Source organism: Oleiharenicola lentus, assembly GCF_051660365.1.
GTDB lineage: Bacteria > Verrucomicrobiota > Verrucomicrobiia > Opitutales > Opitutaceae > Lacunisphaera > Lacunisphaera lenta_A.
Map to the genome: position 1 here is coordinate 323,681 of NZ_JBOZXB010000001.1, position 16,822 is coordinate 340,502.

A 16,822-nucleotide genomic window follows, 5' to 3' on the forward strand; every position below is an offset into this window, starting at 1 on the left:
CCCTCGTCGCGTCCTCTCGACGTTATCCACGTTGTTCGGATTGCTCATGCTCGCCCCCCAAATGGCGGCGCAGACGCAAGTCTTCGTTTTCGACACACGCTATAAAGCGACCAATTTGGGCCAATGGGGTGCCGGCAGCGCTAACGGCGTGACCTACGACGCACAACTCAACGGAGAGTTTAAGGTTTCGTCCCAACCGTTCGGCGGTTTCGGCTACGGGCTGTTCGGCGATGAGTGGGGCGCGGGCGGCACAGCCAGCATCGCCGGCGGTGCGGGTTTTAATTTCCATTTCAAAGCCGACGGCGGCTCGATCAACGTCGACATCCCAAACCGCGTCTCGATCACCGTGCCGTCCGACAACACCGTCGCCACGCCGACGATCAACATCACGCAGAATCGCAGCGCGCTCGGCGGCGGCGACCTGTTCACCTCGATTTTTCCTAACCTGGAATTCTCGCTCGGGGCCCACTACTTTGTCGACGCGCGGATCGATGGCCGCGTGGCCTACGGGGTCGGCTCGACGACGGGGTCAATCACGCTGCTCGACATGTTGACGGTCACCAATCCGCATCTGGCCCTCTCGCTCGCGCAGCAAGGCATCGATCCGTTCAACATGAACTACGATCGACTTCTCGCGTATAACCTTAACAGCAACCAGACCCTCACGATCGTTAATAACGACATCGATCTGGGCGACGGTATCACGAAACAACTGACCGCCTCTGATTTCGTTACCGTCAAAGGCTACAAGCTGCCCACCACCAGCAGCCTTGGCAGCATCACGGTCAACCCGACCTACGCCGGCCTGAACGCAGCTTCGGGCTCGCTTCTTAAACAGACGGTTTCTCAGCCGCTGGTTTTCGGTGCCAGCCTCGATATCCTCGGCGCTGTCTCGTCGGCGCTTGGCCTGCCCTTCAATCCTTTCGATATGCGCGGCACGATTCCCGGCACTCCGATCGAAGTCGTGGCGAACATCCTGAGCCTGAAACCCAACATCGAAGTCGGCCTCACGCAATCGCTCACTTTGATGCCAAACACCTACCTCGGTCTGACGAGTAATTACAACGTTACCTACGAATACACCGATGCCACCGGCACGCACCAAGTCACGTCGCGCGACTTTCGTTTTCGCCTGCCTGACGACGCCAGCGCCTCCTCCTTGCGCATCGTTACGAAGCCGACCGAGTCCGACTGGCAGCTATTCTCGAGTGTCTACATCGACCCGAAGTTACTCAACGAACTCTTTCTTCATCTCGGTGCTGGCCTCGACATCACCGCCCTCACCGCGAGCATCGGGGCGTATGGTGCCAGCGTGGGTTTCGGCCCACTGCTCGACGTAAATCTCGACATCGGCGGCGACGTGTTGATCTACAGCGCGCTGGTCGATCTCGCGGGCGGCAATCTCTCACGCGTCTACCGCAACCCAATTCCAATTTTTGGTCAGGGCGTGCTGCGCGAGTTCGACGTCGGCCCGCAGGACACCGTGGCGTTTTTCTCGCAAGGCGGCTCGTTCAACACTGCCGATATTCAGGGCTCGCTCATCGTGCGCGACGCCTACTTCCAAAATGCCCGCCCGCTCAATGTCAGCGGCCTGCTCTATCTCGACAACACGCCCACCGATAACGGCCAGCCAGCCAGCTCCAGCACGGTGGAGGTGCCGCAACTCTTCGTTGCTTCAACCGGCACCGTGGTAATCGATCCCAACAACACACTCATCGTTAACGGCCTCCAGGACGGCAACGGCAACTACGTGCTCGATGCCACCGGCGCGAAACAAGTCGGCTTCGTCACGCCCGGCAACGCCGCCGGCACTGGCGCCGTCCTCAACACCGGCACGTTTATCCTCGGGGGCATTCTCAATTATGATGGCCCCGACATCCTGAGCATCGGCAGCGGCGCGACCGTCGAACTCCTGCCCTCGACGTTCATGAACGAGACCAACCCCGGCTGGCGTTTCAACAACTTTGGTGGCCAGACCGATCCCGACGCCACGCACGACGGTTTGCGCTACCTCAAGAGCAACTTCGGCACGCTCATCATCGCCGGCCAGGATCTCGCCGTCATCAACGGCGGATTCACCAACGGCGGCAACATGGCCGTGTTGAACGGCTACACGTTCGACACCGGAAACAGTTTCACCAACAACGCCGGTGCGACGGTCAGCGTCGGAGGCGGCAGTCTCTTTACCATCGCCAACTTTACCTCCGCCAATCTCGCCAGCCTTACGCTGAGCAACGTCAACCTCACCCTCGGCGACGCGACGACCGGCGGCGTATTTTATTACACGGGCAGCCGGCCTTCGATTCTCGCCGCCTCGTCGCGCATCGTGCTCTCCGGCTCGCGCCCGTCGGGCGGCTATTTGCAAACCGGCGGAGCGGACGCGTTAGCCAATCTCTCCACCAACGCCGGCACCTTCCGCCTGCAAAACGGCGCCACGCAAACCGTCGGCGGTTCCACCGCGAGCGGCTTGGTCAACACCGGCACCCTCGAGGTCGCGCACGCCGGGTCGGTGCTCACCGTCAACGGCGCGCTCAGCAACTCCGGCACGCTCACGCTTGCCTCCGGCGGTGCCCTCACCGCCTCCGGCACCCTCGCCAATCTCGCCAGCGGCTCGCTCAACGGCGGCACGTGGAATCTCGGCGGCGTGCTCACCTACACCGGCGACAACATCTCTAGGCTCGGCACGGGCACAGCGATCACGCTCAACGGGGCTGGCAGCGGATTGAGTAACCAAGGCACTAACGCGTTCTCCTCGTTCCACACCCTCGCCAGCGGTTCGTCGCTCACCCTCACCAACGGCGCCACCCTCACTACCGACGGCACCGTCGACCTCGCGGGCGCGCTCACCTTGAATCCCGGCACAACGTTCAACACCGGTGGTTTAAAAGTGGATGCTTCCGGCCGGCTTAACTTCAGCTCGACCCTCGATCTCAAAGGCGCGCTCACTTACACCAACGCGCTTTTCACCGGCATCGCCGCGGGCACAACCATCCAAGTCGGCAGCGGCGGCACCCTCACCCGCCACGGTGTGAACGGCTGGGCCGGCTTCGCCGATGTCGCCGGCACTCTGGAAATTCTCAACGGCGGCACCGTGCGCACCGACACCGCGCTCGCCTTCACCGGCAGCCTGGTGTTACGCGCGGGCGGCACGCTCCAAGCCACCGGCGCCAGCCTCGCCCTACCCGCAAACGCTTTCACGCAAGCCGGCGGCACCCTCATCCTCGGCGGCGGCGTAACCCAAACCTCGCTCGCACTGGGGGACGGTTTTAATTTCGCCGACACCACACGCGTCCAACTTGGCTCGGTCGCCTACCAAGCCAACTATGCGAACACGACCGGCTCGGGTCAGCTCACCGCAGACGCCACGACCCGCTGGTCCAACGCCGGCGAAATCGTCGGCGCTGGCGCCATCACTGGCGGCACCTTCACCAACAGTGGCCTGCTTCAGGCCGCCGGCGGAACCCTCACGCTCGGTAACTTCGCCGCCCCGCTCGTCAATACTGGCACGCTGCGCTCCTACGGCGCGACTGGTCACGCCGCGACGCTCACCCTCGACGGCGTCTCCCTCCTCAACACCGGCGGCAGCATCGAGGCCTTCTCGCAGCTCAGTTTGCTCGCGAACACCGTCATCAACGGCGGTCGGTTCTCGGTTTTCGGCGAAGGCTCGGTCGATTCCCACGGCGCCACGTTGAACGTGGACAACTTCGAACTCGGCGGCGCGATGCTGGTGCGTAACAGCTCCGCAACCTCCCTCACCGTGCCCACGGCCTACATCAGCAACACCGGTTCACTCTCGCTCGAAACCGGCGCCACGCTCGCTTTCGGTGCAGGTTCATCGCTCATCAATCGCGGCACCCTCAACTACGCGGCCAACGCTGCGATCACGGGCCTTACGGTGCAAAATTATGGCACGCTTAACCTCGGCGCCGGCATCGCCACGAACCTGAACAACGTCGCCAATCAAGTCCGTGGCACGATCAATCTCCTCAACGGCTCCACGCTCAACCTCCCCGCGAGCGGCACGTTTACGAACGCCGGCCTCATTCACCTCTCCGGGGAAAACCCCTCCGCGCTCACCCACTCCCACAGCAACGTCGTCGTCACCGGCAACCTGACCCTCGACGGCGGCGGCACGCTGCAACTCGGCGGTTACAACACCAGCGCGCTCACCACTGCGGCCGACGGCACGACCGCCATCAACGTCGCGAGCACGCTCTGGCACAATGCCGGCACCGGCACGCTCCGCAGCAACACCGGCGACTTCAAACTCACCCTCGCCAATCAACAGTTGATTGGTGCCGGCAACTTCGGCGAAGGCACTCTCTCGATCGACAATCTCGCCGGCAGTTCCATCGGCGTTTACGGCGACGGCTCGGTGCTGAATATCCAGACCAACTCCGGCGGCTTCCTCAACCTCGGCACGCTTAACGTCGGCTCCGGCTCGACGATGATTCTCAGTGGCGGCGCCTTTCATTCGGTGAACACTGCCGGCGCGCTGGCTCTCGGCAGCTACCGCGTCGCGGGCACGCTGCAAATCAACAGCCTCGCCGGCGGCGCGTTCGATAACGCGGTCGCGCTCACTTTCGACGGTGCCAATGCGAAGATCATCGATGGCGGCGGCAACCAAGCCTTCGTGCGCAACAATCTCGCCGCCGGTTCTCTCACCGTCGCCAACACGAATTACAATTTCACGACGACGGCGGGAAATACCTTCAGCAATCAAGGCCTGCTCGCTGCCGCCATCGCTGGCACCGTCAACATCACTGGCGGCTACTTCACCAACTTCGCCAACAACACGCTCACCGGCGGACGCTACGACGCCACCGGCATCATCAAGTTCGACGGCGCCAACCTCGTCACCAACGCCGCCGACATCACCTTGCGCGGCAGCGGCCGTTTCGAAAACGAATCCGGCGCGGACGCACTCGCGAATTTTTCCACCAACCTCGGCACGTTCAGCTTAAAGAACGGCGCAGGATTCGCGCTCGGCTCCGGTGTCACCACCTTCAATCAAAACGGCAATCTCTACGTCGGCATCGGCAGCACCATGAGTCTTGGCCACGCTGCTGTCGTCAACAGCGGCACTGGCATCGCGGATTACTGGATCGGCGGCGTCCTCACCGGGGGCACGGATTTCAACCAGGCCAACACCCGCGTAACCCTCTACGGCAACGGCGCCGGCTGGTATCCCGACAATCCCAGCCAACGCCTTCCGGAACCCGGCTTCGGCCGCATGACGTTCGCCGGTGGCCTCACCGTCAACTACGACACCAGCTACGGCCTGATGCAGAACTGGAACCTCTGGGAAATCGGTTCGTCCACCGCGATCGGGCCGAACGGAAACACGATTCGTTCCGGTGCTCATGTGACTTTCGCCGGCACCGCGGGCGCTCCGATCACGATCTATAATCACGACACCATCCGCTACTATGGCGGCGCAGCCGACGATGGGCTCAGAGGCTCGCTCAGCATCGATCACCTGCGGGTAATCAACGGCGGCACCTTCGACGCCAGCGGTGCCATCGCGATTTCCGCCGGAGGTTCGTTTGATCTCGTCGGCACGCTCGCTAATTCCGAAGGCGCCCTCGATGTCATCTTCGCGACCAACCACGCTGCGAACCGCTTCACCGTCGTCGGTGGGCTCGATCTGACTCACCCGGTGAATCTATACCGCGGATCCCTCGCGTTCACCCCGGCCAACGGCTTGCCGATCAAAGTCAGCGGGTTTCGCCTCGAGTTACCCGACTTTGATTTCGCCACCATGAGCTTTCGTCCCGCCGTCATCGGCCTCAGCGCGGGCGCGACGGTCGTCAACCGCACGACCGGCCGTTCGGCTCTCGAAAACCTCGAGCGCAACACCGGCACGATGACCTTCATCAACGCCAACGGCATCGTCTTCAACGGCAACAACACCATCCCCGATTATACTTTCCTGCCCGACTTCACCAACTTCGGCACGATCACCGCCAGCGGTGCGCAGCTCCGATTCAAGGAAGATGTGCTCAACCGCGGCGTCATGACCGGTTCGTTCTGGGTTGGCGGCGACTTCAACAACGGCATGGCCGATGACGAAGCCGTGTTTAACGGCTCGCTCTACGTTGCCGGTAATCTGGTCAACGAACGCCTCAGCACCCTCAACATCACAGGTGGCGTGACGGGCGATTTCACAAATTGGGGCACGTTTACGTCCAGTCCCGATCTTATCATCGGCGGTTTCGTCAGCAACTACGGCGTCATGACCATCAACGCGAATTCGTTTCGCCGGCCCAACAACACTTTCGCGGAAATCGTGAATCTCGGCACCCTCCACGCCTCGGGCACGGTCGGCAACATCCTCAATGGCGACGGCGACATCCACACGACCGGCGAGTTGACCAAGCTCAACGCCGAGAATTTTTTCACGGGCGATCTTTACGTGGACAGCGGTTCGCTGCAGGTCACAAACGGTCATCAGCTTGGTCAGGCAAGAAATGTTTACCTCAATGCCTCGCTCGAACTCCACGGAGTCACGCTGTCCGCAAACACGACTCTGTTCCTAAACCACGGTTCCTCGCTGCTCGTCTCGGACGCCAGCACTATTGCCAGCAGCACATTTCTCACTGGGAGCACCACCATCCGCTCCAACAATGGCAGTGCGCTCAACCTCGCGCTCGTCGGCTACAACGCCGCCAGCGCAGTCACGATTACCAACACCGACGTTACGCTCACCACCGACGGTCTCGATCTCGCCGGGCTCAGCGGCAGCGGCACCCTCCGCCTAGCCCACTCCACCGGCGACACCACCAGCCTCACTCTGACCAACGGCAGCACCTTGACCGGCACGATTCACCTCACCGGCACTAACGATACGCTCACCGTGAAAGGATCGGCCTTCACCTCCAACGTCGCTTCCGCCGGGACTACGACTTTCATCGGCAACACCGCTCTTTCCACCTCTGGCGTGATCAGCGGCACCGGCAGCGTGAACGTCGCCGACGGCATGGATCTCACGCTCACGAATGCGCAGACTTACACCGGCCTGACTACGATTTACAGCGGCAGCTCCCTCACCCTCAACGGGACGAACGCTTCGCTCGCCGGCGGCATCCGCAACGACGGCGCGCTCATTTTCAACCGCAACGGTAACTATTCGCTCGGCGCGAATGTCACTCCGGAAGGCACCGGCTCCTACACCCAAAATGGCAGCGGTATCCTTACGCTGCTCAACCCAGGTTTCCTCTCGAACCTCATCGTTGCCAACGGCACCGTGCGCCTCGGCGACGGCAGCAAGCTCTTCACCGGCACGTTCAGTCCCATCACCAACAATTCGCACTTGATCTTCGGGCACGCGGGCAGTGCGACCGTCACCGTCGGCGGCACGGGCGACCTCACGCACAACGCAACCGGCAACCTCACGCTCACGATCAACGGAGCCAATGCGAACACGCTCCTGCACACCGGCACCGGCACGTTAACTCTTCCCGCCGGCCAGACCTTCACGGGTGCGACGCGCGTCCAAGGCACCGGCACTTTGGAAATTTACGCCGATTCTTCGCTCGGCGCGGCTCCCGCGATCTCCAGCGCAGAACACCTTTACCTCAACGGCGGCACCTTGCGCGTGCTCGGGGTTAATGAAGTCACGCTCAACGCCAACCGTGGTCTTCGCTTCACCAACGCCACGATCGAAACGAACGGCACGCTCAACTTTTTAACTTCGCCCAGTGGCGGCTTCACTAAAACGGGTGCCGGTCGCCTCAACATCGGGATGAACGCTTCGCAGACTTTCCAAGCGGTGCTCAACGAGGGCTCGCTCAAAATCGATAATGTCGGCAGCGATCGCACGCTGGGCAAACTGAGCTCCGCGGCAGGCACCGATTTGATTTTCGCCGGCACTGGCACCACCGCGTTATCCATCGTCACGCCCGCTGACATCAAAGGCCGCCTCCTCATCGAGAGCGGCACCTTGGCCTTCTCCGGCCAGATGCACGCTCCAACCAACGGAAGTCTCACCAACGGCCTCATCGAAATCGCGGCAGCTGCCACGCTCGCCGATCTCGGCTCCGGAACGACTTTCCATAACATCAGCGGCGCGGGTCGGTTTATCGCGCAGGCCGGCTCGACCGCTCACCACGTCGACGTCGGATCCCTCGCTCTCCGAAACGACGGTCTCATCGCCAATTCCCTCTACGCGAACTCGGCGACGATGGAAGCAAGTGCTCACCTGAAAATTCTGAACGGTGGCCGCATCGGTGACCTCACTCTCAGCGGCGCCCAGAACACGATCGAAGTCGAGGGTGCGTATGCCTTCAACATCGACGGCACTGTCACCAACCACGGTTTCTATTTGGATAAAACCGGCAACGGTGAGCTCGCCTTCGACGGTGCCACGATCAACTCCAATCTCATCGTCAGCGCTGGCTTTCTCAGTTTGAAAAATCACGCCGTGCTGAACGGTGTCATCTCCGGCGCGGGCACCGTTTACATCGGCGGTGGCAACGTAAACGACTCTATCACCTTCACCCGTGACCAGACTTATACCGGCGGCACGTTCATCAGCCTGGGCGAACTCGTGCTCGGCAACGGTGGCAGCAGCGGTTCGGTCCAAGGCACGATCAACACCGGCAATCTCTACGGCTACACCGGCGTAAAGTTCAATCGATCCGACGACTTCACGCTCAACAACACGCTGCTGGGCAACGGCTGGCTCCGACAAGCCGGCACCAACACCATCACCGTTAACCGCGCACTTGCGTCCGCAGTGAACAGCCCACTCGACAGCAACCGCGACATCCTCATCGACTCCGGCACCGTGGCCCTCACCGACGGCGCCGCGGGCATCGCGAAGATCGTCAACCACTCAGCCCTCGTCTTCACCAACACCGGAGCTCTCGCGCTCGACGCGATTGGTTATCTGAACTCGCGGGAAAATATTTCCGGCACCGGCACGGTCAAACAACTGGGCAGCGGCACGACGACCCTTGCGGGCAGCAACACCTACACCGGCGCGACGACGATCGCGGATGGCAAACTCGTTTACACCACGGCGTTCGCCAACGCCGGCGGCATCACGGTCGGCAGTGCCAACTCCGCCCTTAATCGCGGCACCCTGGGCATCGCGGGCGCGGGCAACATCGGCGGCACCATCGCCAATTGGAGCAGCATTTCGCTCGACCGCACGGACGACTACGTCTTTGGCGCGACCACTACGGGCGCCGGGAGTATCACAAAGAACGGTGCCGGCACCGCGACCCTCGGAAGCTTTAATCACACTAATTCTTTCAATATCGCCGCGGGTGAACTGCGCGGATTTGTCGGCGCAGCCGACAACGCCACGTTTAATTCCGTGATCTTCGGCCTCGGCTTGTTCAGCAAGACTGGCAGCGGGCGGCTCACCCTCACCGGCGGTTCGAATCTCAACGTGCTCGGCGGCCTGCACGTCGCCGAGGGTCGCCTTCGCATCGGCAGCAGCCACGGCTACAACACCGACATCACTGTCGCCGCGGGCGCGACGCTCGAGATCGATGCGAACTTCGGACACGCGCGCAAAATCGACGTCGCCGGCAGCCTCCAGGTGCTCTCGGGAAATTTCGATGTTTCCGGTGCCATCACCGCACAGCACGCGACCACCATTTTCGACGGCGCGTCACTCACCTTACGCGACGGTGGCACGATCAACGGCACGCTCGCGAATTTCGGCGACATCATTTTCGACTACGGTTTCGGCCACGACGTCACCTTCGCCGCCACGACCACCGCCAGCAGCACCGGATATTTCATCCAACAAGGTGCGGGCAAAATCACCCTCACCGGCGAAAACCTCGCCGCCGGCACCTTTGGCAATTACCAAGGCGGCGCGATCATCAACGCGGGTTCGACGCTGGCCCTCGCCGGCAACGGTTCCCTCCGCGGCACGATCACTAATCACGGCACGCTGGAAATCAGCACCACGCCCGGCGCCACTCGCAGCATTCCTGCGAATCTCATCGGCAGCGGCAACGTGCTGCTCTCCGGCGGTGGCACGATCGAAGTCGGCAGCCTCGACTACACTGGCCAGACGTTCCTCAGCGACGACACCACGCTCAGCTCCACTATTTTTGCCGGCGATACGAAGACCTTTACTTCGCTGATTTCCGGTCAGGGCGGTCTCACCAAAACCGGTGGCGGCACCCTTGTCCTCACCAAAGACGTCGCACTCAACCGGGTCATCATCACGGAGGGCACGCTCGCCCTCGGCAACGGTGGCACCACCGGTTATCTGGCCGCGAATAGTTTCATCAATCACGGCACCCTCGCTTTCAATTTCTCCAACGCCCAAACCTTCGCCAACGTCATGAGCGGTCAAGGCGGCCTCCATCAGACCGGCGCGGGCACGATCACGATCGCTTCCGATAATCCTGACTTGCTCGGCGACACCGTCGTCGATGCGGGCACCACGCTCCGGCTCGGCAACGAAGACAGCACTCAAGGCTCCGTCGGTGGCGCGATCGTCGCCAATGGCACGGTGCAAAACTTCAAGAACGGCCCATTGACGCTCGACCACCTCACGGGCGGCGCGGACGGCCTTTTTCAGAATCAATCGACTGGCACTCTCACGCTCACTCAAGCGACCGACTTTGCGGGCACGCTCATCACCGCGGGCGCGCTCATCGTCGACAGCGGCGTGCTCAATCATCGCCTGGATCGCGTTCAGGCCACCAGTCTCACCAATCACGGTCAGCTCACAATAACCGGCAACAATACCACAGTTCCGACCGTTACCAACTACGGCACCCTCACGTTGGGCAACGGAGGCGAGAAGGGCTCGCTCGTCGGCACCATTCACAACGATGGCCGGCTGGTCGTTAACCGCAGCAACACCGTTTACCTCGGCTCGAACCTCATTGTCACCGCCAGCGCCAATGCGGGCATCATCCGCCAAATCGGCACGGGCACCACGGTCATTCAGGATTTCGTCAACGCCAGCACCTTCGAAGTCATGGGCGGCACGCTGGCGTTTGACTATTACACCGCGAGGCCGAATGCCGTCATCAGCACGTCCCCCGGTGGCAACGCGCTGTTCTCCGGTTCGCTCACCCACAACAATGCCATCGTCGGCAACGGCCGCATCACCATTGGGCGCGAAGCTTCGACCGATTTTACTGCGGCGGCTGGCCACATCACTTTTAGCAACGCGACCAACACCTACGATGGTTCCGTGCACATCGTCGCCGGCAGTTCGCTCACCCTCCGCGACTCCGCCGATCCGACCACCAACGATCAACACATCGCTGGTCTGCTCAGTGGCGGCGGCGATCTCAACTACATCACCACCGATCCGTTCCAAGCCCACTTGCAGAATTTCGGTAAACTGTCCCTCGGCAGTGGCAGCACGCTCACCGGCACCCTCACCACGGCGGGCAACTGGATCTCGTCGGGCGGCAGTTTCTCGACTCTCGTGGAATTCGCATCCGCCGGCACTTTGGAATTCACCAACCGCAACGCCGCCATTTTCTCCGGCACGCTGCTGAATGGGCACACCCTCATTCACAACGGCAGCGGTGCGCTCACGCTCGACACCGCCTTCGTCGGCAACGTGACCGTGAACACCGGCGCGTTCCTCCTCGGCACCAACGGCTCGCTCAGCGGCACCTTTACGCTCGCAAACACTTCGGCCGCTTCACTGCAACTGAACCGCGCCACCACCCTCTCCTCACTCAACGGTGGCGGCACGCTCGGCGGCAACATCGCCCTCGGCACCCACACGCTGACGCTCGACCAAGCTTCGGCCACCACGTCCACCTACGCCGGCGCCCTCACTGGCACGGGCGGTTTTGCGAAAGACGGCGCTGGTTCGGTGACACTCGCTGGTAACAACACCTTCACCGGCAACATCACCGTCAGCGCCGGCACGCTCGCCCTCGCGGGAACCAACACGACGACCCACTACATCGTGAGCGACGGTGCCCGCCTCGAAGCGGCTTCAATCGCCAGTCTCGGCGGCAGCAACTCGACGTTCACCCTCGACTTGAACGGCGGTGCCTTCCACGCCCAGACCCCCACCACGTTCAGCAATACGCAATCGGTCACGCTCGACGGAGGCGGTTTCCTTTCTGGCGATCTCACGCTCAACCGCACCGTTAGCGGCGCGGGCGCACTCACGATCAATGGCGGTCGCGTGCAACTCAACGGCGACGCTTACTCGGGCCACGTCGTCGTCAGCGGTGCCACCCTCGTCCTCGGCCAAACCAACGCGATCGACGCCGCTAAAACTTCCTTCACCGGCGCGACCCTGGATCTGAACGGCCTCGATTGGTCCGAAAATCTCGACGCGCAGGACATGACGATCGCCAGCTACCACGGTCGCTCGGCGGTGTCGTCCACGCTCTCGACGTCGGGCACTTTAAAATTCGACGGCGACATTAACTTCATCGGCGACATCACCGCTCCCGCCGATGCGATCCTTCACAGCAGCGGCAATTTGGTTCTCGGTGACACCGCCGCCGGCAAGATTGGATCGCTCTGGGTGCTCGCCGGCGACCTCGACGCCTCGGCTAGTGCGTTGAACCGAGTGACGTCCGTAATCATAGGTGGCGATATCCACCTCGGCGGCAGCGGCACCTTCGGCAGCGCGAGCACGGACTTCGCCGCAGCAGGCGGCAGCCTGCTCGCCAGTCAGGGCAACTCGCTGACCATCGAAGGCGATTTCAACCTCGGCAACGGCAACTTCAGCGTCGGCGGAGCCGGTGACATCGCCCTCGTCGGCTCGCTCGGCAACGGCACCCACTCACTCACCAAAGTCGGCACGGGTCACGTCGACCTCGCGAATGTTTCATTAGACAACTGGGACGCCTCCGGCGGCGGCGCGCGCCTGTTAATCAACGAGGGTTCGCTCACCGCAACCACGGCGTTCCTCAACAATCGCGGACTCGCCATTCTTGATCAAGGCACCCTCGCGCTCGCCGATACTTCGACCAACGCGCTCACGCTTCGCTCCCTCGACGGCAACGGCACGCTCGCTCTGGGCAGCCGTAACCTGATCATCAACGCAGGCAATAGCGGCGCTTTTACCGGCTCCGTCAGCACGACCGGCAGTATCACGAACACGGTCGCCGACATCTCCTCCGGCGCGAAGACCCAAACCTTCGGCAGCCTTACGGCAGGCACGCTCACTGTTAATTCCGGCAACGTCGTCATCACAGATTCGTTGAAAGCCTCGACGGTCAACGTCGCCGCCAGCGGAGCCTCCGGCAGCCTCACCGCCACCACCAATGGGATCAGCAACGCCGATCATACCGCACTGCAGGGCACATTCGTCATCGATGGTTGGCTCAATCTTCTCGGAGGCCAAACGCTCACCACCAACGCCGCCTCGCTCACGTTGCGAACCGCGTCGGCTCGGATCATGGACGTGAACGGCAGCAGCACCTTCAGCCACCTGGCCAGCAATACCGGCACCATCAGTCTTAGCAACGGCGCCTCTATCACCGGCGCGGCATCGGTCTTCACCAATACCGGCATCATTACCATCTCCGGGGCGAATTGGAGTGGTTTTAACGTGATCAATAATCAAGGCGTCGGTGGCTCCAACGTCACCCTCACCGCGACCACCCTCGCCGCGAGTCGCTTCAATCAAATCAGCGGCACGCTGAATCTGAATCAGGGCGCGGCCATTGTCGGCACGGCGGGTGGCAATGCACTCAACAATCCGGCCTTTGTGCTGTCCGGCGGCACCTTCAACGCTTCTGGTTCGGTTACCGGCGGTATTCTCCAAACCGGCGGCACCTTTAACGCCTCCGGCTCGGTCGCCGGCGGTTTCCTCCATACTGGCGGCAATTTGAATATCGCCGGCTCGTCCATCGGCACCTTCACCGTGAGCGGCGGGGTCTTCCTCCGCGGCGGCTCCCAACTAACTTACATCTTTGCCGATAATGGGCTCACTCGTGACCACTTGCAGGTCAACAATACGGCCAACACCACCGACGGAAAAATCACCCTCGGAGCAGCGAACGCGACCAACCCCGTTCTAATCGCCATCGGCACCAACAACGGAAATCTGACCGGCTTCACGGGGCTCACGGATGCCTCGTGGGCCATCGCCACCACCACGGACGGTTTCAGCAATTTCGATAGCAACCGTTTCTTCGTAAACGGCAATCTCTCGACCGCCGCCTTCGGCAACTACGGTGTCGTGACCAACGGCAATAACCTCGAACTCGTCTACAATCCGTCCGTGTCGTTCAGCAATAGCTCCGCCTCTGAAACCCAGAGCGCCGTCATCACCGCCACCTCGCAATTCGGTGGCGTCCGCATCTCTGGCGCGAACAATGCGATTTTGAATCAAGCCAATACCTACACCGGCAACACCGCACTCGATTCCGGCACGCTCACGGTGGGCCACGATCAGGCGCTCGGCACCGGCAAGGTGGTGTTGAGCGGTGGCACCCTGCGCAGCGACGACACCGCCCGCACCCTCGCTAACAATATCGTCCTGGTAAACAGCAACCCCGTCACGCTCGCCGGCAATTCGAATCTCACCTTCACGGGCATCCTCTCGAATTTTTCGTCAGGCAGCAAAACCCTCACGATTAACAACACCGGCGTGACGACCTTCGGCGATGTCAATCTCCTCATCGGCACCACCGCGCGCACGCTCACGTTTAACACCGCTGCATTCGCCGGCACCACGGTTATCAGCGGAACCATCGCCAACGGGGGCGACGGCGCGGGAAGCTTGACGAAATCCGGCGCCGGCCTGCTCCAGCTCACCGGCACTAACACTTACACTGGCGTCACCACGATCTCTACCAATGGCGGCACGCTCCAACTCGGCAACGGCGGCACCACTGGCTCGATCCTCGGCAACGTCGCCGTGGGGGCCAGCGCCGTCCTTTCATTCAACCGCTCCAGCGCGCTGGACTTCGGTGGGATTATCTCCGGCGCAGGTCGCGTCACGCAAGTGGGCCCTGGAAAAACCACCCTGACCGCCGCGAATACTTACACCGGCACGACGACGATCTCCGCGGGCACGCTGCAATTCGGCAAACAGGTTTCGCTCTACAATAACAACTCCGCCAACTGGACCGCGACGAACGTCGTCATCGCTTCCGGCGCGACCGCAGCCTTCAATGTCGGCGGCGCCGGCGAGTTCACCGCGAGCAATCTCGACACGATCAAGTCGCTCGGTTTCGCCAGCGGTTCGTTCCTCGGTCTCGACACCACCAACGCCACCAACGGCACGTTCAGCTACGGCAGTGACCTCACTGGCGCGATCGGCCTGACCAAACTCGGCACGGGCACGCTTGCGCTCACGGGTAGCAACACTTACTCCGGCGCGACGAACGTGCTCGCGGGCACGCTCCAACTCGGCAGCGCCACCGCGCTCAGCCCTCATACGACGCTCAACATCGCCACAGGTGCGACGTTTGACTCGAACGGTTATGCGCAAGCGTTCTCCACGCTCACCGGCACCGGTGCGATCAATGTAGGCGCGTCTGGGATCAGCGTCGCGCCTTCCGGCACAAACTCCTACGCAGGTTCGCTCACCGGCAACGGCGGCCTTACGATGAACGGCACCGGCACGCTCGTGCTCACGAATAGCACGAACAACTTCTCCGGCCCGGTCACCATTGCCAGCGGCACGCTGGAAGTCGGCGCAATTGGCGCGCTCTCCTCGGGATTGAATGTCGCGCTCGCCAACAACGCGACGCTCGCCCTTGCAAATCACTCGACGACCGTCGGGGCTCTCACCGGCACCGGCGCGGTTACGCTCGGGAGTGGGACCCTCACGCTTTCGCCGAGCAACCCCGGCACGTTTGCCGGCTCGATTAGCGGCAGCGGCGGCGTCACTGTCACCGGTGGCGGCACCGTGGTGCTCACCGGCGCGCACGCTTACACCGGCGCAACCAATGTCACCGGTGCTTCGCTCGTCATGAACGGCAACGCGTCCGCGAGCGACTTCAGCATCGGCAACGGTGGTCTCCTCGGGGGCAGCGGCACGATTGGCGACCTCACCCTCACGAGCGGCGCGACGCTCTCGCCGGGCAATTCCCCTGGCACCCTCGCGGTCGACGGCAACGCGACGTGGAACGGCGGGGCGAATTACAACTGGCAAATGCAAAACGCCACCGGCCTCGCGGGCACGGGTTACGACTTGGTCACTATCTCTGGCTCGCTCACCATCGCGGCGAACAACACAAGCCGCTTCGCCGTCAATGTCCTGTCGATCCTCTCCAACGACACGGCCGGCGACGCCATCAACTTCAGCTCTGCGGTAGATTCATCCTACACCATCGCCAGCGCGAGCGGCGGCGTCATCGGATTCAACGCCAGCGCGTTCACGCTCAACACGACCGGCTTCACCAACAACTTGAACGGTGGTTCGTGGAATCTCTCCCAAGTCGGCAACACGATCTCGCTCAACTTCGCTGCCTCCGCGATCCCCGAGCCGAGCACCTACGCCGCCATCTTCGGCGCACTGGTCTTCGGCTTAGTCACCTATCGCAAGCGCTCGCGCCGCTAAAAATTGCTGAGAAACTGGCGCCCGGAACAGAACTGGATTCGCGCCGAATCGATCGCCTATCCGACTTGCGTCCTAAGCGCTGGATCTTTGCTCGTTTTTCAAAGCATCAAACACCGTCTTGGACGGGCGGAAGCTGCCGTCGAATCTGCGATGGCACCTCCCGAAACGCGGTTTTTCAGCGTGTGCGGTCAGTCGTGCAACGAACGCATTCCGACCCACGCAAATTTTTTGGCTCCGAAGTCTCAATCGCGGACTCACATACTTGCGGCAACGTGAGAAAAGCACCTTAGCGAAACATTTCGTGTAGCGAGTGCTCGGACTACTATGAGATAAATCTAATCCTGA

1 protein-coding gene is annotated in these 16,822 nt (G+C 61.9%); it reads left to right on the forward strand.

Going from position 1 to position 16,822, the window contains the following annotated elements; translation table 11 throughout:
* Positions 1-46 precede the first annotated feature (46 nt).
* Positions 47-16,477 carry an autotransporter-associated beta strand repeat-containing protein gene (locus ACRRQW_RS01185; RefSeq protein WP_438479390.1) on the forward strand — a complete coding sequence of 5,477 codons (16,431 nt, stop codon included), beginning with the start codon at positions 47-49 and terminating at the stop codon, positions 16,475-16,477.
* Positions 16,478-16,822: the final 345 nt, after the last annotated feature.